This is a genomic window from Roseateles sp. So40a (genome assembly GCF_048081605.1).
GTDB lineage: Bacteria > Pseudomonadota > Gammaproteobacteria > Burkholderiales > Burkholderiaceae_C > Roseateles.
The window spans coordinates 3,923,869-3,947,489 of the sequence record NZ_CP182288.1 but is presented as its reverse complement, the minus strand read 5'-3'; the positions used below and the strand labels follow the sequence as shown (position 1 = coordinate 3,947,489).

The following is a 23,621-nucleotide window of genomic DNA, read 5'->3' as shown; positions in this document are numbered from 1 at the left end:
GCCGGCTCCGGCTCACTGCAGGCTGATCGTCGTGTTGACGCCGCCCGTGGACGCGTCGTCGAACCAGCGCGCGGTCACCGTCTTCGTCTGCGTGTAGAAAAGGACCACCTGCTTGCCGTAGGGCCCGAGGTCGCCGAGCTTGGACGCCCGCGAGCCCGTGAACGAGAACAGCGGCACCGGCACGGGGATCGGCACGTTGATACCGACCTGGCCGACGTCGATCTCCGACTCGAAGCGGCGCGCCGCAGCGCCGGACTGCGTGAACACCGCCGTGCCGTTGCCGTTGGGATTGGCATTGATCATCGCGATCGCCTCGTCCAGCGTCGCCGTCTCGGCCACGCACAGCACCGGGCCGAAGACCTCCTGCTCGTAGATCGTCATGCCGGGCTTCACGCCGCTGAAGATCGTCGGGCCGACGAAGTTGCCCTCCTTGAGCTGCCCGCTGAGCGGCGGCAGCCGGCCGTCGAGCGCCAGCGTGGCGCCGTCCGCGATGCCTTGCTCGATCAGGCGCTCGACGCGGTCGCGCGCCGCGCAGGAGATCAGCGGCCCGACATCCGTCGTCGCCGAATCGCCGGCGCCGACGCTCAGGCCGCGGGCCTTCTCGATCAGATCAGGGAGCCAGTCGCGCGCCGCGCCCACGAGCACCGCCACCGACACCGCCATGCAACGCTGACCGGCCGCGCCGAAGGCCGCGCCGACCAGCGCGTTGAGCGTCTGCGCCTTGTGCGCGTCGGGCAGCACGACGGCGTGGTTCTTCGCGCCCATCATGCATTGCACGCGCTTGCCGGCCTTCGTCGCGCGGTCGTGGACCAGCGTGCCCACGCGGGTCGATCCGACGAAGGAGATGGCCTTGATGTCGACGTGATCGCACAGCGCGTTGACGACGTCCTCGCCGCCGTGCACGACGTTGAGCACGCCCTTCGGAATGCCGGCTTCCAGCGCCAGTTCCACCAGGCGCATCGTGACCATCGGGTCCTGCTCGGAGGGCTTGAGCACGAAGGTGTTGCCGCAGGCGATGGCCATCGGGAACATCCACAGCGGGATCATCGCGGGGAAGTTGAACGGCGTGATGCCGGCGCACACGCCCAGCGGCTGCAGCAGCGTGTAGGTGTCGACGCCGCCGGCGACGTTGTGCGCGCGCTCGCCCATCTGCAGCGAGCCGATGTTGGCCGCGTGCTCGACGACCTCCAGGCCGCGGACCACGTCGCCCTCGGCGTCCGCGAGCGTCTTGCCCTGCTCGGCGGTCAGCGTCGCGGCGAGCGACTTGATGTGGTCGCGGATCAGCTGCTGGTACTTCAGGAAGATCCGCGCGCGCTGGCCGATCGGCACCAGGCGCCAGGCCTTGAACGCCGCGTGGGCGGCCGCGATCGCGGCGTTCACCTCATCGGGCGTGGCCATCGGCACGCGCGCCAGGCGCTGCTGCGTCGCGGGGTTGATCACGTCGCGCCACTCGGTCGTGCGGGACTGGACGTACTCGCCGTTGATCAGCAGCGGGATGCGGGGGACGTCGCGATTCGTGTCGGCCGTCGAGAGGCTGTGGCTCATGGATTTGTGTCCTCGGGATGTTTCACACAGAATCTATCCACACGCTTCACAGAAAGCCACAAGTGCTTGATGTGAAAAGGAAAACCTGCAAATCACTTCGCAAGCATCCAGTGAAATCAGCGAACTTTGCAAAGCCCGCGCCGACCTCCGGCACCGGCACCCGGAAGCTGTTCGTCGGCCCGCGCGTGCGGCGCCTGCGCGAGCAACTCGAGTGGAACCAGAGCCAGCTCGCCGCGCGGCTGGGCTTGTCGCTGAGCTACGTGTCGCAGATCGAGACCAACCAACGGCCGGTCACCGCCGCGGTGCTGCTGAAGCTGGCGGAAGTCTTCGGTGGCGGCATCGGGCAGTTCTCGCAGGAGCTCGATCAGCAGCTGCTGGCCGACCTGGACGCGGCGCTGCGGGACCGCGCGCCGGAGGCGCCGCGCGGCGGCGTCGCACCGGCGCAGCTGTCGCGGCTGGTCGAGCAAGTGCCTGAGCTCGCCGAGGCTTTCGTGGCGCTGCATCAGCGGCATCTGCGATTGAAGGCCGAGCACGCCGAGCTCCTCGAGCGCGTCTACGGCGAGGAGGGCGGCCGCGCCGCGGTCGCGGCCAGCTGGGGCGAGCCGCCACCGCACGAGGCCGTGCGGGACCACTTCAACCGCCGCAACAACCACATCGAGACGCTCGACGCGCAGGCCGAGGCCTTGGCCGCGTCGCTCGCGCTGCAGCCCGGACGCCGCATGGAGGCGCTGCGGGAGGCGCTCGCGCGGTCATGCGGCGTCAGCGTGGAACTGGCCGAGGCGACGTCCGCCACGGATGGCGCAGCGGATCCGACCTTGCTCCGTGACTTCGACGCGCGTCGGCGCCGGCTGCGCTTGCCGGCCCATCTGAGCGATGCGCAACAGGCCTTCCAGCTCGCCACGCAGTACGCGTTGCTTGTGCAGGCCGAGGCCATCGAGGCCGAGCTGCGCGAGGCGGGCTTCGTCGACGAGGCCACGCGAGCGCTCGCGCGCCAGGGCTTGGCGCATTACTTCGCCGGCGCGGTGCTGCTGCCCTATGGCGCCTTCCTCGCCGCGGCGCGCGCGAGCCGCTATGACATCGAGCAGCTGCAGCAGCGCTTCCAGGTCGGTGTCGAGACGGTGTGCCACCGCTTGTCGACGCTGCAGCGGCCTGGCGCGCTCGGCGTGCCGTTCTACTTCGTGCGGGTGGACCAGGCGGGCAACCTCTCCAAGCGCCAGAGCGCCTCGAGCTTCCACTTCGCGCGTCACGGCGGCGCGTGTCCGCTGTGGCACGTGCACGAGGCCTTCGCGCAACCCGGCCGCATGCTGACGCAGATCGCCGAGATGCCCGATGGCAGCCGCTACTTCGGCATCGCGCGCACCATCGAGCGCCAGGGCGGCGGCGGTTTCCGATCGCGACGAAAGCTCTTCGCGGTGGGGCTGGGCTGCGACCTCGCGCATGCGCGGGAGCTGGTCTACGCGGACGGGATGGACCTCGGCGCGCCGGCCGTGGCGGCGCAGGCGGTGCCGATCGGGCCGGGCTGCCGCGTGTGTCCCCGCGAGCATTGCGTGCAGCGCGCCTTCCCGCCGGCGGGACGCACGCTGCTGGCCGACAGCAACAGCGAATCGCTGGTGTCGTATCGCTTCTCGCCGTGAGCCAGCGATGACCGAGCCATGAGGGGGCGATGACCGAGCCGATATGATCGCGCCCGTTGGTGCTCGTGCGCGGCCGTCTGGCCGGCACAGTTCAACGGGAATCAGGAAGGGCCGCGCCCCCGCGGCCATGGCCCCCACCTGAGCTGCCCCCGCAACGGTAAGCGGAAGGCGTGAGGACTCCTCCACGGAGCCCGTCACGCGGCCCATGCCCCCGCCACTGGACACCTGTCCGGGAAGGCCCCATGGGAGATCTTTCGTCAGCCCGGATACCGGCCAACAGGAGGATCGCGTCCGTCCCAGGCGGCGCTCGATCCATATCGCAGGCGGCTGCGGGGAAGCAGCCGACTGCCTCTTGTCGCACTGCCTTCGCCATGACCCGATTCCCCCTGCGCGCGCTGCCGCGCGCCGCCGCGCTTGCCTTCGCGGGCGCCACCTCCTTCCTGCCGCTCGCGGTCCATGCCCAATCGAGCGCCCAGTCGTCCGCCGAGTCGTCCGTCAATGGCGCTCTTGACCCGGTCGTCGTCACCGGGACGCGCGAGGCCCAGTCCCTGCGCAGCGCGATCTCCGACATCGCCCTCATCGACAACAAGACGCTGCGCGACAGCGGCGTCACCACGATCGAGGACGCGCTGCAGCGCTTCGGCGGTCTGCAGATGCTGAAGAACGGCGGCCCCGGGCACGCGTCCGGTTACCTGCTGCGCGGCGTCGGCACCAACAGCACCGTGGTGCTCGTGGACGGCGTGCGCGTGGGTTCGGCCTCGCTGGGCCAGGCCTCGTTCGAGGCGCTCAGCATCGACCAGATCGACCGCATCGAGGTCCTGCGCGGCCCGGCCTCCGGCCTGTACGGCGCGGACGCCGTCGGCGGCGTGATCCAGATCTTCACCAAGCGCGGCCAGGGCCCGTTCAACCTGACGGCCAACGCCGCCGTGGGCGATTACGGCTCGCGCGACCTGAGCGTGGGCGTGTCCGGCGAGCAGGCCGGCTTCGACTACGCGGCCAGCATCGGCCGCGAGACCAGCGACGGCGCCTCGGTGATCCGTCCCAACGACAGCTTCGGCAACTACAACCCGGACGACGACGGCTTCGGCCGCACCGTGGCCACCGGCCGCGTGGGCTTCACGCCCGCGAAGGGCCATCGCATCGGCCTGAGCGCGACCTACAGCAAGCTCAACAGCCAGTACGACAGCAGCAACTTCCTGCCGGACTTCACGTCCGACGCGACGCCCGATTTCCGCAACCACCTCAAGACGAGGGTGCTGGCGGCGGACTACCGCGGCGAGCTGTCGGCCCTGTGGACGACCTCGCTGCAGGTCGCGCGCAGCACGGATGATTCGGACTCGGGCAGCCCCGGCTTCATGAGCCGCTACAAGACCGAGCGCGACCAGATCACCTGGCAGAACACGCTGCATGTGGCACGCGGCCAGCAGGTCGTCGTGGCCTATGAGCACTTGAAGGACCGCGTCGAGACCGACAACTACATCGGCTCGCCCAAGCGCACCAACAAGGCGGTCTTCGCCGGCTACACCGGCGAGTTCGGCCCGGCCGCCATCGAGGCCAGCCTGCGCAGCGACGACAACTCGGCCTACGGCACCAACACGACCGGCGGCATCGGCGCGAGCTACGCGCTGAGCTCCTCGCTGAAGGTCCGCGCTCTGGCGGGCACGACCTTCCGCGCGCCGACCTACAACGACCTGTACTTCCCCGGCTACGGCGTGTCCACGCTGCAGCCGGAGAAGGGCCGCAGCGTCGAGGTCGGCCTGAACTGGGCGTCCGCCAACAGCAGCGCGGGCGTGACCGTCTATCGCAACAAGGTGCGCAACCTGATCGGCTACCAGCCCATCGTCAACGGCACCGAATGCCCGGCGGGGTACCAGTACGGCTGCGCGGGCAACACCTCGCGCGCGACGCTGCAGGGCGTGACGCTCGATGGCGCGCATCGCCTGGGCAATCTGAAGCTGCGCGCGACCGTCGACTTCCTCGACGCGACGGACGACGACACCGGCTCGCGCCTGATCCGCCGCGCGGCGCATCAGGAAAGCGTCTCCGCCGATTACGACACCGGCGTGTGGAGCGTCGGCTCGTCGCTGGTGTTCGTGGGCGCGCGGCCGGATGGCGGCCAGCTCGGCGGCTATGGCACGGTCGATGTCCGCGCCGCGTGGCGCTTCCTGCCGCAATGGCGCCTGGAAGCGAAGGTGCTCAACGTCGGCGACCGCGACGTGCAGCCGGTGCGCGACTACCAGGCGCTGGGCCGTCAGGCCTGGATCGGCGTGCGCTACGACATGAAGGGCTTCTGAGCCTGATCAGGACCCGGGCTGGCGCGCCAGCTCGATGAAGGCCCGCACGTAGTCGATGCCGGTCTCCGCCTCGCGCGCCCCCAGGAAGATCTGCTTGGGGATGCCGCGAGCGCCCAGGCGCACCGGCACGACGTCCATGCGGGCGGCGTACTCGTCGACCAGCCAGCGCGGCAGGGCGGCCACGCCTCGCCCGCTGGCGACCATCTGCACCATGATGTCGGTGGTCTCGATGGTCTTGTGGCGGCGCGGCGTGACCCCGGCCGGCAGCAGGAACTGGCTGTAGATGTCCAGCCGCTCGATGTCCACGGGGTAGCTGATGAGCACCTCCTGCGTCAGCTGCTGCGGCTTCACGTACGAGGCCGAGGCCAGCGCATGGCCCTTGGCCACGACGAGCACCTGCTCGTAGTCGAACACCGGCACGAATTTCAGCCCGGGCTTGAACAGCGGATCGGGCGTCACCAGCAGGTCGATCTCGTAGCCGAAGAGCGCGCCGATCCCGCCGAACTGGAACTTCTGCTTCACGTCCACGTCGACGTCGGGCCAAGACTTGAGATACGGCGACACCACCTTGAGCAGCCACTGGTAGCAGGGGTGGCATTCCATGCCGATGCGCAGCGCGCCGCGCTCGCCCTGCGCGAACTGGCCCAGGCGCTCCTCGGCCAGGTCCAGCTGCGGCAGCACCCGGTTGGCCACGGCCAGCAGGTATTGACCGGCCTGCGTCAGGCGCAGGCTGCGACCCTCACGCAGCCAGATGTCGGTGCCCAGCTGCTGCTCGAGCTTGCGCATGCTGTGGCTCAGCGCGGACTGGGTCAGGTTCAGCACGCCCGCGGCGGCGGTCAGCGATCCCTGCTTCTCGACCTGCTGCACGATGCTGAGATGGATGCGCTCCAGCATATGAATGAGCCATTTTCATGGATCGTTGAAATTTGACCATTTTACGTCATGGGTTCATTTCACTAGCATCCGTGGCCATTGCACCCCAGCCCCGCATTGCCATGAGCCACGACCTCGCGTTTGAGATCACGAGCCTGCGTTTCGACGAGCACTACCTGCCCTCGGACAGCACGCGCATCACGACGAATTTCGCCAACCTCGCGCGCGGCGAGCGCCGCCAGGACAACCTGCGCAACACGCTGCGCATGATCGACAACCGATTCAACGACCTGGCGTATTGGGACAACCCGCGCGGCGACCGATATGCCGTCGAGCTCGAGATCGTGTCCGTCGCGCTGGATCTCGCGGCGGGCGAGGGCGGCGAGGGCGGCCGGACGCCGTTCCCGCTGATCGAGATCCTGCAGACCTGGATCCTGGACCGGCAGACCGGCGAGCGCATCGAGGGCATCGCGGGGAACAACTTCTCCTCGTACGTCCGCGATTACGACTTCAGCGTCCGGCTGCAGGAGCACAACGCCCAGGCCCAGGGGCCGTCGCAGGGATTCAGCATGCCGGAGGATTTCGGCGACCTGCACGGCAAGCTGTTCAAGCACTTCGTCCAGTCGCGCGCCTACCGCGAGCGCTTCGGCAAGCCGCCGGTGATCTGCATCAGCGCCGCGAGCAGCCGCGTCTATCAGCGCACCGAGAACCGGCATCCCATCCTGGGCGTCGAGTACCAGCAGGACGCTGCCTCGGCGACGGACCAGTACTTCGCGAAGATGGGGCTGAAGGTCCGCTTCTTCATGCCGCCCAATGGCGTGGCGCCGCTGGCGTTCTATTTCAGCGGCGACCTGCTGGCCGACTACAGCAACCTGGAACTCATCGGCCTGATCAGCACGATGGAGACCTTCCAGAAGATCTACCGGCCCGAGATCTACAACGCCAACTCCGCGGCGGGGACCCGTTATCAGCCCAGCCTGAAGAACGCGGATTACTCGTCGACCCGCATCGTCTACGACCGGGAAGAGCGCAGCCAGCTGGCGGTCAAGCAGGGCAGGTTCACCGAAGAGCACTTCATCAAGCCCTACAAGCAGGTGCTGGACCAATGGGCCGCCAACTTCGCGGCCTGACCGCGCACCTCATCCCTTTTGCTTCGAAGGAATCTCCTGATGTTTGAAACCTCCATCGCCGGCAGTCTGCCCAAACCCGCCTGGCTCGCGGAAACCAACAAGCTCTGGCCGCAATGGCGGGCCGAAGGCGATGCGCTGCTGCAGGCCAAGGCCGACGCGACGCTGCTGTGGATCAAGGCCCAGGAGGACGCCGGGCTGGACATCGTGGGCGACGGCGAGCAGTCGCGTCAGCACTTCGTGCACGGCTTCCTCGAGCAGGTCGACGGCATCGACTTCGAGCACAAGGTGAAGATGGGCATCCGCGACAACCGCTATGACGCGATGGTCCCGCAGGTGGTGTCCGCGCTGCGCTTGAAGGGGCGCGTGCACGCCTTCGAGGCGCAGCTGGCGCGGGCGCACACGAAGAAGAAGCTGAAGTTCACGCTGCCCGGCCCGATGACGATCGTCGACACCGTGGCGGACCGCTTCTACGGCGACAAGGTGAAGCTGGCTTTCGCGTTCGCGGAGCTGCTCAACCAGGAGGCGCTGGCGCTGCAGGCCGATGGCGTGGACATCATCCAGTTCGACGAGCCCGCCTTCAATGTCTACATGAAGGACGCGGCCGACTGGGGCGTGCAGGCGCTGGAGCGTGCGGCGCAGGGCCTCACCTGCACGACGGCCGTGCACATCTGCTACGGCTACGGCATCCAGGCCAACACCGACTGGAAACGCACGCTGGGCGATGAATGGCGCCAGTACGAGGCGGTGTTCCCTGCGCTCGCGAAGAGCCGCATCGACCAGGTGAGCCTGGAATGCATCCACTCCCACGTGCCGCCCGACCTGATGAAGCTGCTGGCGGGCAAGGACGTGATGGTCGGTGTGATCGATGTGGCCAGCGATGTCGTTGAGACGCCGGAGGAGGTCGCCGATGCCATCGGCGTGGCGCTGCAGTTCGTGCCCAAGGAGCGGCTGTTCCCCTGCACGAATTGCGGCCTGGCGCCGATGGGCCGGGACGTGGCTTGGCGCAAGCTCAAGGCGCTGGCGGAAGGGACGAAGCTGGCGAGGGAGCGGCTCGCCGGGGCTTGAAGCCGCTTGAAGCCCGGTCGGGCCGAGCTGATCCTCAGGTGTACCGCCGCTCCAGCTCGTCCCACGCCGGCTTGCCGACCAGGCGTTGGCGTTCGGCGAAGGGAACCACCAGGTTGGGGTCCTCGTCAATGCGGCGCTGCGTCTTCAGGACGCCCAGCGCCTTCTGCATGCCGGCCACGGCACCCTGCAATGCCGCGTTGGCGTACAGCACGATGCCGTAGCCCATCTGCTGGAGCTCGCCCGCATCGGTGATCGGCGTCTTGCCGCCGATCACCATGTTCATCAGCTGCGGCGTCGACAGCCGTTGCGGCAGCGCGCGGATCTCTTCCGGCTTCGTCACCGCCTCGACGAACAGGAGGTCCGCGCCGGCCTCGGCGAAGCGCTGCGCGCGCTCGATCGCGGCCTCGAAGCCCTGCGTGGCGCAGGCATCGGTGCGGGCCATGATGAGGAAGTCCGGATCACGGCGTGCATCCACCGCGGCCTTGATCTTGCTCACCGCTTCCTCGGTCGAGATCACCTCCTTGCCCGAGAAGTGACCGCAGCGCTTGGGCGCCACCTGGTCCTCGAGCTGGATGCAGTCAGCGCCGGCGCGCTCCAGCACGCGCACCGTGTGACGCACGTTCAGCGCGTTGCCGAAGCCGGTGTCGGCATCGACGATCAGCGGCAGCTCGACCGCGTCACGGATGCGCGCGGTGTGGTCGGCGATCTCGGACAGGCCCATGAAGCCTTGGTCCGGCAGTCCGAACCACATGTTGGTCACGCCGGCGCCGGTCACGTAGATCGCCTCGAAGCCGAGGTCCTCGATCACCTTGGCGGACAGCGCGTTGAAGGCGCCCGGCACCAGCACGCCGCGGCGTTCGTTCACCAGCGCGCGCAGTGTCTTGCGGGGAGAAGTCATGTCTGCTCTCTTCGATCTCTTCGATCTCTTCGATCTGTTCGTTGGTCTTGTTGCCCTTGTTGGAAGGCGGCGGTTCAGAGCGCCTCGGCGGGCACGCGCACGTGGCCTTCCATCAGGATGCGGGCACTGCGGCTCATCACGGCCTGCGTGACTCGCCACGCGCCGCCGGCGCTGCCGTCCTGGACGGCCTCCGCGCCGACGCGCAGCGTGCCCGACGGGTGGCCGAAGCGCACCGCCGGCAGCGGCCGACCGCCCGCGGCCTCGCACACCAGCGTGCCGGGGATCGCGGCGGCCGTGCCGATGGCCACGGCCGCCGTGCCCATCATCGCGTGGTGCAGCTTGCCCATGGACATCGCGCGCACCAGCACGTCGATGTCGCGGGCCTCGACGGCCTTGCTGCTCGATGCGCGGTAGCTCGACGGCGGCGCGACGAAGGCCAGCTTCGGCGTGTGCTGCCGCGTCTTCGCCTCTTCGAGCGTCTGGATCAGGCCCATGTGCAGCGCCGCGTGCGCTCGGATTGCTTCGAGCCGCTTCAGCGCTGCGGCGTCGCCGTTGACTGCGTCCTGCAGCTCGGTGCCGGTGTAGCCCAGGTCCCTCGCGTCGACGAAGACCGTCGGGATGCCCGCGTTGATCAGCGTCGCGCGCAGCTGGCCGCCGGGGACGAGCGCCTCCGGCAGCGACAGCATGTCCACGACCTTGCCGGTCGGGAACAGCGCGCCGCCGGCACCGTCGCCGTCCGCGTCGTCATTGCCGGGGTCGAGGAAGGCGAGCTCGACCTCCGCGGCCGGGAAGGTCACGCCGTCGAGCTCGAAGTCGCCGCTCTCCTGCACCTGGCCGTCGCGCATCGGCACCTGGGCGACGATGGTCTTGCCGATGTTGGCCTGCCAGATGCGCACCGTGGCGAGGCCGTCGCGCGGCAGCGTGTCGATGTCGACGAGGCCCGCGTGGATCGCGAACGGACCGACCGCCGCCGACAGGTTGCCGCAGTTGCCGGACCAGTCGACCAGCGCGGTGTCGATGGCGACCTGACCAAAGAGGTAATCGACATCGTGACCCGGCCGCGTGCTGCGCGAGACGATCACTGCCTTGCTGGTGCTCGACGTCGCGCCGCCCATGCCGTCGATCTGCTTGCCGTAGGGGTCGGGGCTGCCGATGACGCGCATCAGCAACCGGTCGCGCGCGGCGCCGGGAACGCGCGCGGCGTCGGGCAGATCCTGCAGGCGGAAGAACACGCCCTTGCTCGTGCCGCCTCGCATGTACGTGGCGGCGATCTTCACTTGTGGGAGAAATCTCATACGGTCTCCACCGGGGTCCGCGTCGCTGTCGACGCCAGGAAGTCCTGCGCGAAGCGCTGCAGCACGCCGCCGGCCTGGTAGATCGCGACCTCTTCGGCGGTGTCGAGCCGGCAGCGCACCGGCACCTCGACGCGCACGCCGTTGCGACGATGGACGATCAGGCTCAACGTCGCGCGCGGCGAGCGCGCACCGGCGACATCGTAGGTCTCCGAGCCGTCGAGGCCGAGCGTCAGCCGCGTCGTGCCGGCCATGAATTCCAGCGGCAGCACGCCCATGCCGATCAGGTTGGTGCGGTGGATGCGCTCGAAGCCCTCGGCGGCGATGGCCTCGACGCCGGCCAAGCGCACGCCCTTGGCCGCCCAGTCGCGCGACGAGCCCTGCCCGTAGTCCGCGCCGGCGATGACGATCAGCGGCTGGCGGCGGGCCATGTAGGTCTCGATCGCTTCCCACATGCGCATGACCTTGCCTTCGGGTTCAAGGCGCGCGAGCGAGCCGGCGATCACGTGGCCGTCGGCATCGCGGACCATCTCGTTCTTCAGTGTCGGGTTGGCGAAGGTCGCGCGCTGCGCGGTCAGGTGGTCGCCGCGGTGGGTGGCGTAGGAGTTGAAGTCCTCCTCCGGGAGCCCCATGCGGGCGAGGTACTCGCCGGCGGCCGAGTCCCGCAGGATCGCGTTGGACGGCGACAGGTGGTCGGTGGTGATGTTGTCCGGCAGCACGGCCAGCGCGCGCAGGCCGCGCAGCGTGCGTTCGCCGGCCAGCGCGCCCTCCCAATACGGCGGACGGCGGATGTAGGTCGACTGCGCGCGCCAGTCATAGAGCGGCTCGGTCGTCGTGGCCGCCGCCGCGGTGATCGCGAACATCGGCTCGTAGACGCGGCGGAACTGCTCGGGCTTGACGCTCGCGCGCACGAGCGCGTCGATCTCGTCGTCGTCGGGCCAGAGGTCCTTCAATCGGATCTCGCGGCCGTCGACCACACCGAGCACATCGCGCTCGATGTCGAAGCGGATGGTGCCCGCGATCGCATAGGCGACGACGAGCGGCGGCGAAGCGAGGAAGGCCTGCTTCGCGCGCGGATGGATGCGGCCGTCGAAGTTGCGGTTGCCCGAGAGCACAGCGGTGGCGTAGAGATCGCGCTCGACGATCTCGCGATCGATGGCGGGATCGAGCGCACCGGACATGCCGTTGCATGAGGTGCAGGCATAAGCGACGACGCCGAAGCCCAACGCCTCCAGGTCGCCGAGCAGGCCGGCTTCATCGAGGTAGAGCGTGACCGCGCGCGAGCCCGGCGCGAGCGAGGTCTTCACCCACGGCTTGCGCGTCAGGCCGAGGCGTCGGGCATTGCGCGCGAGCAGCGCGGCGGCGATGACGTTGCGCGGATTGCTCGTGTTCGTGCAGCTGGTGATGGCCGCGATGATCACGGCGCCGTCGGGCATGCGGCCGGGTTCCTCGGTCCACGGTCCGGCGATGCCGCGCTCGGTGAGCGCGGAGGTCGGCAAGCGCCGATGTGGATTCGACGGCCCCGCCATGTTGCGCACGACGCTGCCGAGGTCGAAGCGCAGCACACGCGGGTAGACGACGCCGGACAGCGTGTTCCCTTCGCCGGACCACAGGCCGGCGGACTTCGCATAGATCTCGACGAGCTGCACCTGCGCGTCCTCTCGCCCGGTGAGGCGCAGGTAGTCCAGCGTCTGCTCGTCGATGGCGAAGAGCGCGGCGGTGGCGCCGTACTCGGGCGCCATGTTGGAGATGGTGGCGCGGTCGCCCAGCGTGAGGCCGGCGACGCCTTCGCCGTGGAACTCCAGGTAGGCCCCGACGACCTTTTCCTTGCGCAGGAACTCGGTGAGCGCGAGCACCAGGTCGGTCGCGGTGATGCCGGGTTGACGGCGGCCGGTGAGCTCGACACCGACGATGTCGGGCAGGCGCATCCACGAGGCGCGGCCCAGCATCACGTTCTCTGCTTCCAGTCCGCCGACGCCGACGGCGATCACGCCGAGCGCGTCGACATGCGGCGTGTGGCTGTCAGTGCCGACGCAGGTGTCGGGATAGGCGACGCCGCGATCCACGTGCACGACGGGCGACATTCGTTCCAGGTTGATCTGATGCATGATCCCGTTCCCCGGCGGGATCACGTCGACGTTGTGGAAGGCCGTGCGGCACCACTCGATGAAGTGGAAGCGATCCTCGTTGCGGCGGTCCTCGATGGCGCGGTTCTTCTCGAAGGCGTGAGGATCGGAGCCGCCGCACTCGACGGCGAGCGAGTGGTCGACGATCAGCTGCACCGGCACGACCGGGTTCACCTTCGACGGATCGCCGCCCTGATCGGCGATCGCGTCGCGCAGGCCGGCGAGGTCCACGAGCGCGGTCTGGCCGAGGATGTCGTGGCAGACCACGCGCGCCGGATACCACGGGAAGTCGCGATCGGCCTTGCCGTCGGCGAGCTGCAGCAGGCACGCGTCGAGCGCCGCGGGATCGCAGCGTCGCACGAGGTTCTCGGCATGGACGCGCGCCGTGTAGGCCATGCGGTTCCACGCGCCGGGGCGCAGCGCCTCGACGGCGGCGCGCGCGTCGAACCAGTCGAGCGCGGTGCCCGGCAGCGGCTTGCGCCAGCGGGTGTTGAGCGGGATGTCCGAGGCGATGGTGCTCGGGAGGGCGTGGGCGTGCATCGACGCGGTGGGTCGGGAGGCTGGCATCACGCGATCACTGGCGGTCGGACAGGGGCACGAAGCGCTGGTCTTCGGGGCCGGTGTAGACGGCGCTGGGTCGGATGATCTTGTTGTCCTGGCGCTGCTCGACGACGTGCGCGGCCCAGCCGCTGGTGCGCGCGATGACGAAGAGCGGCGTGAACATCGCAGTGGGCACGCCCATCATGTGATAGCTGACCGCGCTGAACCAGTCGAGGTTGGGGAACATCTTCTTGGCGTCCCACATCGTGCGCTCGAGGCGCTCGGCGATGTCGAACATCTTGGTCGTGCCGGCCTCGGCGGAGAGCTGCCGGGCGACCTTCTTGATGACCTCGTTGCGCGGGTCGCTGACGGTGTAGACCGGGTGGCCGAAGCCGATCACGACTTCCTTGGCGTCGACGCGGCGGCGGATGTCGGCCTCGGCCTCGTCGGGCGAGTCGTAGCGCTTCTGCACCTCGAAGGCGACCTCGTTGGCACCGCCGTGCTTGGGGCCGCGCAGCGCGCCGATGGCGCCGGCCACGGCCGAGTAGACATCGCTGCCCGTGCCGGCGATGACGCGCGCGGTGAAGGTTGACGCGTTGAACTCGTGCTCCGCGTAGAGGATGAGCGACGTGTGCATCGCGCGTTCCCACGAGGCGCTGGGCGGCTTGCCGTGGAGCAGGTGGAGGAAGTGCGCGCCGATGGAGTCGTCGTCGGTCTCGACCTCGATGCGGCGGCCTTGCGTGGCCCAGTGGTACCAGTAAAGGAGCATCGAGCCGAGCGAGGCCATCAGCCGATCGGCGATGTCGCGGGCGCCGGGGAGGTTGTGGTCGTCCTTTTCGGGGAGGACGCAGCCGAGCGCGGAGACGCCGGTGCGCATCACATCCATCGGATGGGCGCCGGCGGGCAGGCGCTCGAGCGATTCCTTGACGCTGGCGGGCAGGCCGCGCAGCGCCTTGAGCTTGGCCTTGTAGGCGCGGAGCTCGGCGGGGTTGGGCAGCTTGCCGTGGACGAGCAGGTGGGCGACTTCCTCGAACTCGCAGGACTCGGCCAGGTCGAGGATGTCGTAGCCGCGGTAGTGCAGGTCGTTGCCGCTGCGGCCGACGGTGCACAGCGCGGTGGTGCCGGCGGCGACGCCGGACAGCGCGACGGATTTCTTCGGCTTGAAGGCGGGAGCAAGGGTGGGGGCGATGGCGGTGGCCGAGGCGGGCGGGGTGGCGAGGATCTCGCTCATGGCTTCTCCAGAGGGGCTGCGGCGATCCGAGTCGGCCAGGGCCTTGATCGGGTCCGTGGTGACGTGGGATAGTGCGAAGTTCGCAATGTTTGCAGCCAGCGGCGTTGCGCTCAATGACTGAATTGGCAATGAATTGCGAAGGTGATTCGTTGGGTTTGCGAAGTTTGCAAAGAACAGGGTTCCGATGCGCAAGACATTCCTCGGCGTGAAGCTCAAGACTCTTCGGGAGCAGCGGGGGCTGACGCAGGCGGCGTTGGCGCAGGTGCTGAAGCTGTCGCCCAGCTACGTGAATCAGCTCGAGAACAACGAGCGGCCCTTGAGCGTGGCGGTGCTGCTGCGGCTGCAGTCGTCGCTGGGGGTGGACCTGCAGTTCTTCTCGGAGGACGACGAGGCGCGGCTCTTCGCGCAACTGCACGAGATCGTGGCGGAGACGCCGGTGCCGGGCGGTGTGCCGGACGCGGAATTGCGGACGCTGGTGCAGCAGATGCCGGGCATGGCGCAGCTGATGCTGCGGCTGCACGGCCGCGCGCGCGGCGCGGAGCAGCGGGTGAGCAACCTGGGTGGCGGAGAGCGAGGCGGGGAGGGGGTCTCAGGGCCTGGGCCGCATGAGGAGGTGCGGGACTTCTTCTACGCGCATCACAACCACATCGATGGGCTGGACCGTGCGGCCGAGGCGCTGTCGGACGCGTTGTGGGCCGAGGGCGGCGCGACGGGGCAAGACCTGGCGCAGCGGCTGGAGGCGCATCTGCTGGCGAGGCACCGCGTGCAGGTCCAGGTGTTGCCCGACGAGCGGCTGCGCCACTTCGAGCCGGCGCGCAAGCTGCTGCTGCTGTCGGAGGCCTTGTCGCCGGGGCAGCGGGCGTTCCAGTTGGCGACGCAGCTGGCCTATCTCGAATGCGATGCCGAGATCGACGCGCTGATCGCGACCGCCGATTTCAGCGCCGAGGCGGCGGCGCTGGCGCGTATAGGGCTGGCGAGCTACTTTGCCGGCGCGCTGGTGCTGCCGTATCGGCGGTTCCTCGGCGCGGCGCAGGAGCTGCGTCATGACATCGCGTTGCTCGCCAAGCGATTCAACGTGAGTTTCGAGACGGTGTGCCATCGGCTGTCGACGCTGCAAAGGCGCGAGGCGCGCGGGGTGTCGTTCTTCTTCGTGCGGGTGGACCGGGCCGGGAATATCTCGAAGCGGCAGTCAGCGACGGACTTCCATTTCTCGCGGAGCGGAGGGACGTGTCCGCTGTGGAATGTGTATGAGGCGTTTGGGCAGCCGGGGCGGGTGCTGACGCAGGTGGCGAGCATGCCGGATGGGCGGAGCTACCTGTGGATCGCGCATTGCGAGGTGCGGGAGACGGGCGGGTATGGCTCGCCGGCGAGGGAGTTCTCGATCGGGTTGGGCTGCGATCTGAGGCATGCGGGGCAGTTGGTGTATGCGAAGGGGCTGGATCTGGGAGATCCGGAGAGCGCCACGCCGATCGGGCCAGGATGCAAGTTGTGCGAGCGGGAAGGCTGCGCGCAACGGGCGTTCCCCTCGCTGGGGAAACGGCTCAGGATCGATGAGAACGAGAGGACGGGGGAGCCGTATGCGGTGGGGTGAGGGGGGCTCGTTAAATTTCCGGGTGGCAGAATCCGCCGAAAAAAATCGTCCTCGGGAGGGATGTGACTGCGATCGAACCACAGGCGACGGCTCAGTTGGAGCTGCGCGGCACATACGACCGATTGAGCATCCGCGGGATTTTTGAACCGGCCACGCAAGGTGGGCTTGGTGGTCCTTGGCAAAGCGGCATTGTTCAAACGCCCAAGGACAGCGGCAACTATGTTTTCCTCGTGACGCTCGACGGTGGGCGTTATGACGATGTCCTCTACGAGGATGGCTACCTCCGCTGGAAGTCGCAGGATCAGCAACACCTGGGCACGGCTGCTATCCAGCGATTCATTGCGCATGATCCAGAGGCGCGGAACATTCACCTTTTCATCCGAGCCGACAAGCAGCCCAAGTACGTGTACTTCGGTCTTCTCGAGTACGTGACGCACGACCCGGAGAAACAGAACCCCTGCGAGTTCGTTTGGCGCGTGATGCATTGGGATTTGTCGGGGGCGGATCTGGCCAGCATGGGCCTGCCCTTCGCGCCGCCTTTGATGCCGGTGACGGTTCAAACGCCGCTCCCCATCAGCGATGTCAAACTGGTGGAGGTAGCGCCACCTCCGCGGCGCAGCAATCGCTCCAAACCGAGTGGGGCGACGACGTCTAGAGGCTCTGAGAGCCAATCGGGCAATGAGGTCGATTGGGCCCTGCGCGATCAGCGCAATCGAAGCTTGGGCGATCGGGGGGAGAAGCTCGTTCTCCATCACGAACGAATGAAGCTCACCGACGCCGGGCGAGAGGACCTTGCGAAGCTGGTGATGCATGTGGCCGCGACCGACTGCAGCGCTGGCTACGACATTCAATCGTTCGAACCCAATGGCAGCGTGCTTCGCATCGAAGTGAAAACGACGTCAGGCCCGAAGTCGACGCCGTTTTTCATTTCGGCGAACGAAGTGCGTGCGTCTGAAAAGTATCAGGACGAGTACCGGATCTACCGAGTGTTCCAGCTGCGTGGCGAAACGGATCAGGCGGGGTTGTATGTGCTCAAGGGCGATGCGAAAGAGGTTCTCGAGCTCATTCCCACTTCCTTCAGAGCGCAGTTGCTGGCCAGTGACTCGGACGATTGATCAAACGCGCCTCGTCCCTCTGCACGCCGGATACGTCGAACACCCAAAGAAGTAGTCGCCAGCGCCTGGTCCTCGCTTCGCCACTCGCCGCACCATGGGCGCGGCGCAGAGGGGGCAGGCCGGCGCGGAGCTGGGTCCCGGTTGACCCGTCTTAGGCGACTCCATCACTGGCTCGACGCGCGCGGCGTCATGTCGGGGCCGGATCTCAGAGAGCAAACGGACCAAATGCTCCCCGTCGATCAGCTCCACGTTTCGTCCGCGAGCAAAGTCGGCCGCTTCCGAAGTGAATCGTCCGGACGTGACGACGAATCCGCCCGCGGCTCCGCGGGCCGCCATCACGCCGTACAACTCGCGGATGACGTTCACGCTAACGCGATACGCCTTCCAGTGCTTGCACTGGACCAGGAACATCTCGCTGCCGTTGGTGGCGGGTTTTCTCAGTTCGAGGTCAATGCCACCGTCGGCTCCGCCGCCGCCGGTTTCGACCACCTCATAACCCTTGCGGCGAAAGACCTCGCCAATCAAGAGCTCGAACTGGTGCCAGGTCATGCCGTCGACGCTGACCGCGGTCAGATCCAGCGCATCGTCTTCGCCCGAACGCTGCTGCCGATACGCCGTTACGGCCGACCGCACGCCGGCGAGCAGGAGCAAGAAGGGCAAGAGGTACTGCAGGACGCCGGCCACCCCGCGTGTCATCGCATCCAGCATCAACGGCGTGTAGCTCACCCCACGAGGTCCAAACACCGGCTTCGGCACCGACGACGCGGTGAAAGCGTGGAGCAGCAAATAGCTCAGCACCGCGAGCAGGATGCATAACCACCACGGCAGTTTCGCGGCCGCATGTACAAAACCCTCGTCGGGGCTGGTTCGTTGTCTTCTTCTTGGCATCTGGCACCTCCCATCGAGCGGGAGAAGTATGCGCAAGGTCGCTGTCCGGGCGCCACCCCTGGGCACAGGGGCGAAAAAAGCCCCGCAGCTTCCGCTACGGGGCTTTCTGCTCTGGAGAAATCCCTTCGGAGTTTACAAATCGGTCCTTATTCGGCCTCTTGCTCGATCACTCCGTTCCAAAGTTGAAGAGCGACATGATGAATTGGCCAGTGCAATTGATCATTGCGCTGTTTTCATCGATGCCCTTCCTCTTTTGATCATCGACGCAACCCGGGAAACTAAAAGGCTTCTCTGATTTGTCCTCTTTTGGCTTGGTGTCCTTCTTGTCTGGCGTCCCACCACCCGTGCCGCCAAACACCATATCAATCTCTTCATTGGTCAGAACTTGCATGATCGTCTTTCTATGATTCCGAGTTTCGCTCGGCGCGAATGAACGGCTCTCGTCCATGGGCGAAACCTTAGCCCTCAAAGTTCTGATTGAAAATTGCCTGCAAACAGTAGCCCATAGTTGCTAGCAGGCGAGCCCGTTTCTCGGGCTTCCCCGCCTCTGAGCGGTCATCTGCCAGCAAAATAGGTAATCGGGAAGCCACCCGTTGCTTGGGTAATCGGGCTCGGTAGGATTTGTCGAGTAATAACGACAAACCAACTGCACCGTATGGATAAGGTTTCTGAGGCGCTCGCACCTGCCAAGGTTCGCGCCAAATCGTTCCTCTCGAATCTGCTCGTTTTCGCCCTTGCAATCGCCGCCATCTATCTCTGCGGCAAAGCCATCAGCCTCCTCGCCACCGCCTTGTTCGGTGAACCCGCAGCCCCAGACGCGCATCTCTTCTACCTGCTGAGCGGCTGCCTGCAGATGCTCGCCGCGCTCTGGCTTTTGGCGAGCTTCAAATGGATCGAGCCGCTGCACGCGTTCTTCCGCGTCAAGGCCAGCACGACGTTGATCCTGTCCGTCGCCGCATCCGCGCTCATCCTCTTCTGCGCCGTCCTCGTCAACGCCGCCGAGATGGCCGCCAACGGCTTCCATCCCATCGACCCATTCATCCATCCGCGCGAATGGACGCGAGCCGTGGCCACGCTGGTCGCGGCCGCCTTCTACGAAGAGCTCATGTTCCGCGCCTTGCTGCAGCAGCTCGCCACGCGTCTGTTTGCCAACGCCTGGATCGGACTCCTCATCAGCGCGGTCGTGTTCACCTGCATGCACGACCCGGCGAGTTGGTCACTCGTTCTCCCCGCCGGCCTGCTCTTCGGCATCGTGTTCATGCGCACCGGCTCCATCCTCTGCACGACCGTGCTGCATCTCGCGATGAATGTCGTCCTCGCGCTGCTGGCCGGCAACGGCCTCACGGTCTCGGCATATCTCGGCCGCGAGGAACTGATCGCCATGCGGCCGTTCATCGGTATCGCCCTCGTGCTGCTCGCCATCGCGTACGACTGCTGGCATCGGCAGTTTCATCGCCGGCCGTATCCGTGGAGCGCGAAAGGGCAGGGCCCCGAGGAGGCCGAAGCGTGATCGCATTCGACGGCCTCCATCTCTCGTCGTTCCTCGACTTCGGATATCGCGGCGAATTCCGCCTCTACGCGAATCTCGAGCTGGCGTCGGTTGGCGTGCTCGTGTTGGCCGCGGCGATTCGATGGGGCGCGTTGTCCAACTGGGCGATCCTGCTGCGCCCGACGCGGCGAATCACCACATTCCTGGGCCTGCTGATCGCCGCGTTGGCGTTGACCGCCGGGCTTCTCGTCGATCCCAGCGCCCGCTCGCTGGCCGCCTTCAAACCCATCAATCCGGTCGCTCAGCCAGTCACCTGGTCCATCTCGATCCTCGCGCTCCTGCTCGGCGCTATTCAGCAGGAGATCTGGTTTCGCGCGCTGCTCCAAACCTCGCTGACGCGCGTCCTCGCCAATCGATGGCTCTCCATCGCGATCTCCGCAGCGGCTGGCGCCTATCTGCAGCCCGGCCATGGGGCCGATACGTTCTGCCTGTCCTTCTTCCTGGGCATCGTGTTCCATCGCACGCAGTCCTTGTTCTGCACCACGGCGCTGCACATCGTTTTCAGTCTGACGATGGGAGTCCTGTATGGCGGCACCTTCATGGTCGCCAGTCTCGTGAATCCGTCGGCGATGGTGCGCCCCGACCGCCTCGTTTCCACCGGGCTACTGATAGCCGCAGCCATCTTCGAGATGCGACACCGTCGAGCCCCGCATCAAATCCGCCAACACAAGGCGCTTGGCCTCAACCTGTGCCTGCTCGTTGGCGTGTTCTTCTTCAACCTCATCCTCGAGAAGCTGCTGGCCCCAGTGGGGCGTGCCGCGGTCGCGATGACGGATTGGCTGAATCCGTCCTTCATCTGGAAGGTGCAGCTCGGCGCGCACTTCCTCATCACCGCGATCGTGCTCGCTCGGTTCCGATGGGGTCCTGCGCTACGCGATCTCTTCGCCCCACGTTTCCGAGTAACCGGAATCCTGGGCCTGATCACGGCGCTGATCCCCTGGCTGGCCGCCGTCATCGCGTTGCGGAATGAATTCTTCGGCGGGCACTTCGAGCTCAGGCCGTCCTTGTTCACGAGCGTGGAGATCTGGCGGGTCAGCGTCTTTCCCGTCGCCATCAACGCGTTCTCGGAGGAGCTGGTGTTTCGCGCCTGCGTGCAGCCCTTGTTGAGCCGCGTGCTGTGCAGCGCCTGGGCCGGCGCGTTGATCAGCACCTGGGCATTCGTGTCTCTGCACCCTTCAGAAAACTGGGCCTTCCTGATGCCGGGATCCTTGATCCTCGCCATCGCGTTCATGCACACCCAGTCCGTGGTCTGCACGACCGTTCTGCACATCCTGCTCAATCTGTCGAGGGACTTCCTGTACGGGGACGAATTCACCGTGTCCGAGTTCATCTCCTTCGACGCGTTCCACGAGACCGCCACGCCGGTTTATCTCGGGCTCTCCTGGCTGTTCGTCATCGGCCTGGCTTGGTGGGGGCGCAAAAGGGAAGGGCGCCCTTCAGCGCCCTTCGTCTTCTCTCAGCTTTCCTCCCGTTGATTCCGGGTCTTCTCAGGCTCCCCATGTTTGCATCCAGGTGAAGAAGGAGCGGAAACCGCAATAGGTGCCCGCGATTTCCGCGCGACCTTGCGAGCCCTTCACCACCGCCGGATCCACCATGCAGTCGGCGAAGATTTCCCGCTTCGAGCGGGGTTTCGCGTCACCCGAATCCGAATCAGCCTTTCCCGAATCCGCCGGCGCACGGCCCTCCGGCGTTCCCGCCCAGCGATCGCCGCCAAACACCAGATCCGCTTCTTCCATCGTCAGAACTTGCATCGTCTATTTCCTTCAAGCCCGGGATCCGCCCGGAGCAGATGAATGCCGTGCATCCATGGATCGAAATATAGATTCCGCAGCTTCGCCAGGAAATAACTGGAACTGGTGGCATTGCAATCAACGCGATTTTTTATTAATTCAAGTCGGCTACTCCCAAGGATAAGTAGGTGGGCGACAAAACCAAGTGATCGGGAAACTGCGGGCTGGCCGACCGCCATTTCATTCGGTGAATATGTGGATTCAATTTCCAATATTCGCGTCGAATGTCCCGATTTCCGCTGCCTCCTCGCTCACTCGAATCCACAACCCCGCGTCGACATTCGATCTGGACCTCGGCGTTGTTGCTCGCGTTGATCGCCGTCCTCGCCTACGCGCCGTTCTTCATGGACGAGCCCTGCCTCTGGCAGCGCTTCTGGGTCGCCCCTTCCGACAAGGTCGCCTGGCTCGCCGCCGTCGCCGAGCGCGTCCTGATCGGTCTGATCGCGCTCGCGCTCGTCCTCGCTTGCCGGATCGGGCCCTCCTGGCGAAGCTTGTTTCACCCCCGGCTGCTCGCGACCGCCGCGCTGGTGATCAGCGCCGTCGCCTTGACCTTCGGGGCCGCCTTCCTCGTCTCGCCTGAAGCCTTCGAGCACGACTTCTTCCCCGTGCATCCGCTTGTCCATCCGGAGCACTGGGCGCTCGCGATGGGCACGCTGGTCCTGCGCGCCTTCTGCGAGGAACTCTGGCATCGCGCGCTCTGGCAGACGCTGTTCAGCCACGTGTTCGGGCGTCCGTGGCTTGGGTTGCTGATCGCCGCCGCGCAGTTCACGCTCTGGCATCCGCTCGGCCATGCGCCCTTCATCGCCTGCGGCGCGCTGCTCTTCGGCGTCGTGTTCCTGCGCACGCAGTCCATCGTATGCACGACCGCGCTGCACGTGGCGCTCAACGTGTCGCTCGGCGCGCTGCACGGCGCGGACTTCATGGTGTCGAGCTTCCTCGGCGACGAGGCGATCGATGCGATGCGGCTGCCGCTGGGACTCGCGCTGGTGGGGCTCGCGATCGGCGTGGCGTGCCTGCCCTGGCGAGGAAGTCGGCCAAGCACATCCCGGACCGCTCGGCCATTCACATCAATGAGCTAGCGCATCAAAGGAATACCCCGCGCGAACTTCCCTCCCTATGCTGAGCCGCAGCTTCCTCACTCCCTCCGTTGCCATGCAGCTCCCCTCGCTCATCAAGAAGATCCTCGTGTTCATCGGGCTTGCGCTCGTTCTGTGCGCCGCGACGCTGGTCGTCTCAGGCCCGCTGATGCTGGCCCAGGATTCGCTGCGGGGCATCGCGCCCTGGCTCACCGCGGACTTGGCAACGACGCTCGCCATGCTGCCTGGGATGCTCGCGTGCCTCTTCCTGCTTCAACGTCTGGAACGCGCCCACGATTGGTCCACGCTGATCGCGCCCCATTGGCGATCCACGTTGGGCCTGTCGCTGGGTGTGCTCACGATCGCCGTCGTCTTCGCCGCGTCGGCCAATCCGCAGGCCTTCCTCGACGGCCACCTGGCGAGCGTCGGCGCCGCCGCGCTGAGCTCGCCCCAATGGGCCTTGCTCTGGATCCCGCTGGTCATCGGCACCGTGATCGGCGAAGGCCTCGCCCGCGCGATCTGGCAGTCCTTGTGGACCTCCTGCTTCGGTCCATGGATCGGCGTGCTCAGCAGCGGGCTGATGTTCATCTGGGTGCGGACCGACATCGCCATCGCCTTGCCCGCCACCTTGCTGGTTGCCATCGTCTTCATGCGCACGCGCTCCCTCGTCAGCAGCGCCATCCTCAGCCTCGCCATCCACTTGTCCCGCGAGTTCTTCACCAGCGCCTCCTTCACCGGCCTCGCGCTGCTGCCGCCCAAGCTGCAGAGCTACGTCGCGCCGCTGCATGGGGTGTCGCTGCTCGTGCTGGCCCTCGTCTTCGACCTGCGCTGGCGCGCACGCCGCGCCGAGCTCGATCCCCCGAATGAGAGAGCCGCGATCGGCGCCGTCGAGCCAACATCGGTGTGACCTCACCCCGCGCCTCGCGCTCGACCGATGCAGTACCGCCTTCACCCTCTTTCCCCGACGCCGCGATGCCTTCAGGG

General features: G+C 66.9%; 19 protein-coding genes and 1 riboswitch. Of the genes, 10 read left to right on the top strand and 9 right to left on the bottom strand.

Annotated elements, in window-relative coordinates:
- Positions 1 to 12: 12 nt before the first annotated feature.
- Positions 13 to 1,545 carry a CoA-acylating methylmalonate-semialdehyde dehydrogenase gene (locus ACNI65_RS17970; RefSeq protein ID WP_416758409.1) on the bottom strand — a complete coding sequence of 511 codons (1,533 nt, stop codon included), beginning with the start codon at positions 1,543 to 1,545 and terminating at the stop codon, positions 13 to 15.
- Between the two features lie 110 nt (positions 1,546 to 1,655).
- Here ACNI65_RS17970 and ACNI65_RS17965 point away from each other — a divergent pair, with 110 nt between their 5' ends.
- Positions 1,656 to 3,179: a helix-turn-helix domain-containing protein gene (locus tag ACNI65_RS17965; RefSeq protein WP_416758408.1), complete on the top strand. Its 1,524-nt coding sequence runs from the start codon at positions 1,656 to 1,658 to the stop codon at positions 3,177 to 3,179.
- A gap of 40 nt (positions 3,180 to 3,219) precedes the next feature.
- A riboswitch (cobalamin riboswitch) is annotated at positions 3,220 to 3,472 on the top strand.
- Positions 3,473 to 3,550: 78 nt separating this feature from the next.
- Positions 3,551 to 5,473 (top strand): TonB-dependent receptor domain-containing protein, encoded by a 1,923-nt coding sequence (locus ACNI65_RS17960; RefSeq protein ID WP_416758407.1) that lies wholly within the window; start codon positions 3,551 to 3,553, stop codon positions 5,471 to 5,473.
- A 6-nt stretch (positions 5,474 to 5,479) separates the two neighbouring features.
- Here the strand turns inward: ACNI65_RS17960 and ACNI65_RS17955 are convergent, their stop codons facing one another.
- The gene (locus ACNI65_RS17955; RefSeq protein WP_416758406.1) at positions 5,480 to 6,367 is read right to left on the bottom strand and encodes a LysR family transcriptional regulator; all 888 of its coding nucleotides are present in this window, start codon (positions 6,365 to 6,367) and stop codon (positions 5,480 to 5,482) included.
- A 101-nt stretch (positions 6,368 to 6,468) separates the two neighbouring features.
- Between ACNI65_RS17955 and ACNI65_RS17950 the strand changes: the two genes are divergently transcribed.
- A complete protein-coding gene (locus ACNI65_RS17950) occupies positions 6,469 to 7,476 on the top strand; it encodes a DUF1852 domain-containing protein (protein ID WP_416758405.1) in 1,008 nt (335 codons plus the stop codon).
- A 39-nt stretch (positions 7,477 to 7,515) separates the two neighbouring features.
- Positions 7,516 to 8,541: a methionine synthase gene (locus tag ACNI65_RS17945; RefSeq protein ID WP_416758404.1), complete on the top strand. Its 1,026-nt coding sequence runs from the start codon at positions 7,516 to 7,518 to the stop codon at positions 8,539 to 8,541.
- 34 nt (positions 8,542 to 8,575) lie between these two features.
- Here the strand turns inward: ACNI65_RS17945 and ACNI65_RS17940 are convergent, their stop codons facing one another.
- The 4 genes from ACNI65_RS17940 to prpC all read right to left on the bottom strand — a co-directional run bounded on the left by ACNI65_RS17940 (position 8,576) and on the right by prpC (position 14,628).
- The gene (locus tag ACNI65_RS17940; RefSeq protein ID WP_416758402.1) at positions 8,576 to 9,439 is read right to left on the bottom strand and encodes an isocitrate lyase/PEP mutase family protein; all 864 of its coding nucleotides are present in this window, start codon (positions 9,437 to 9,439) and stop codon (positions 8,576 to 8,578) included.
- 74 nt (positions 9,440 to 9,513) lie between these two features.
- Complete coding sequence (gene prpF / locus ACNI65_RS17935; protein ID WP_416758401.1) at positions 9,514 to 10,734, bottom strand: 2-methylaconitate cis-trans isomerase PrpF; 1,221 nt, start codon at positions 10,732 to 10,734, stop codon at positions 9,514 to 9,516.
- Positions 10,731 to 13,397, bottom strand: coding sequence for a Fe/S-dependent 2-methylisocitrate dehydratase AcnD (gene acnD / locus ACNI65_RS17930; RefSeq protein WP_416763650.1), 2,667 nt, complete (start codon positions 13,395 to 13,397; stop codon positions 10,731 to 10,733). The genes prpF and acnD overlap by 4 nt, the downstream gene beginning before the upstream one ends.
- Positions 13,398 to 13,431: 34 nt before the next feature.
- Complete coding sequence (prpC, locus tag ACNI65_RS17925) at positions 13,432 to 14,628, bottom strand: bifunctional 2-methylcitrate synthase/citrate synthase (protein ID WP_416758399.1); 1,197 nt, start codon at positions 14,626 to 14,628, stop codon at positions 13,432 to 13,434.
- 184 nt (positions 14,629 to 14,812) lie between these two features.
- On the opposite strand from prpC, the gene ACNI65_RS17920 reads away from it, so the two are divergent.
- Both ACNI65_RS17920 and ACNI65_RS17915 read left to right on the top strand, forming a co-directional pair.
- A complete protein-coding gene (locus tag ACNI65_RS17920) occupies positions 14,813 to 16,219 on the top strand; it encodes a short-chain fatty acyl-CoA regulator family protein (protein ID WP_416758396.1) in 1,407 nt (468 codons plus the stop codon).
- Positions 16,220 to 16,281: 62 nt separating this feature from the next.
- Positions 16,282 to 17,334: a DUF3427 domain-containing protein gene (locus ACNI65_RS17915; protein ID WP_416758394.1), complete on the top strand. Its 1,053-nt coding sequence runs from the start codon at positions 16,282 to 16,284 to the stop codon at positions 17,332 to 17,334.
- Here the strand turns inward: ACNI65_RS17915 and ACNI65_RS17910 are convergent, their stop codons facing one another.
- Positions 17,335 to 18,222 carry a restriction endonuclease gene (locus ACNI65_RS17910; RefSeq protein ID WP_416758392.1) on the bottom strand — a complete coding sequence of 296 codons (888 nt, stop codon included), beginning with the start codon at positions 18,220 to 18,222 and terminating at the stop codon, positions 17,335 to 17,337.
- A 166-nt stretch (positions 18,223 to 18,388) separates the two neighbouring features.
- Positions 18,389 to 18,613, bottom strand: coding sequence for a hypothetical protein (locus tag ACNI65_RS17905; protein ID WP_416758391.1), 225 nt, complete (start codon positions 18,611 to 18,613; stop codon positions 18,389 to 18,391).
- A gap of 264 nt (positions 18,614 to 18,877) precedes the next feature.
- On the opposite strand from ACNI65_RS17905, the gene ACNI65_RS17900 reads away from it, so the two are divergent.
- Both ACNI65_RS17900 and ACNI65_RS17895 read left to right on the top strand, forming a co-directional pair.
- Entirely contained in the window at positions 18,878 to 19,732 is an 855-nt protein-coding gene (locus ACNI65_RS17900; RefSeq protein ID WP_416758390.1) for a CPBP family intramembrane glutamic endopeptidase, read from the top strand.
- Positions 19,729 to 21,246, top strand: coding sequence for a CPBP family intramembrane glutamic endopeptidase (locus ACNI65_RS17895; RefSeq protein ID WP_416758388.1), 1,518 nt, complete (start codon positions 19,729 to 19,731; stop codon positions 21,244 to 21,246). The genes ACNI65_RS17900 and ACNI65_RS17895 overlap by 4 nt, the downstream gene beginning before the upstream one ends.
- A 12-nt stretch (positions 21,247 to 21,258) precedes the next feature.
- Here the strand turns inward: ACNI65_RS17895 and ACNI65_RS17890 are convergent, their stop codons facing one another.
- Positions 21,259 to 21,522, bottom strand: a complete 264-nt coding sequence (locus ACNI65_RS17890) for a hypothetical protein (protein WP_416758386.1) — start codon at positions 21,520 to 21,522, stop codon at positions 21,259 to 21,261.
- Between the two features lie 338 nt (positions 21,523 to 21,860).
- Here ACNI65_RS17890 and ACNI65_RS17885 point away from each other — a divergent pair, with 338 nt between their 5' ends.
- Complete coding sequence (locus ACNI65_RS17885; RefSeq protein WP_416758385.1) at positions 21,861 to 22,640, top strand: CPBP family intramembrane glutamic endopeptidase; 780 nt, start codon at positions 21,861 to 21,863, stop codon at positions 22,638 to 22,640.
- Between the two features lie 73 nt (positions 22,641 to 22,713).
- Complete coding sequence (locus ACNI65_RS17880; RefSeq protein WP_416758383.1) at positions 22,714 to 23,544, top strand: hypothetical protein; 831 nt, start codon at positions 22,714 to 22,716, stop codon at positions 23,542 to 23,544.
- Positions 23,545 to 23,621: the final 77 nt, after the last annotated feature.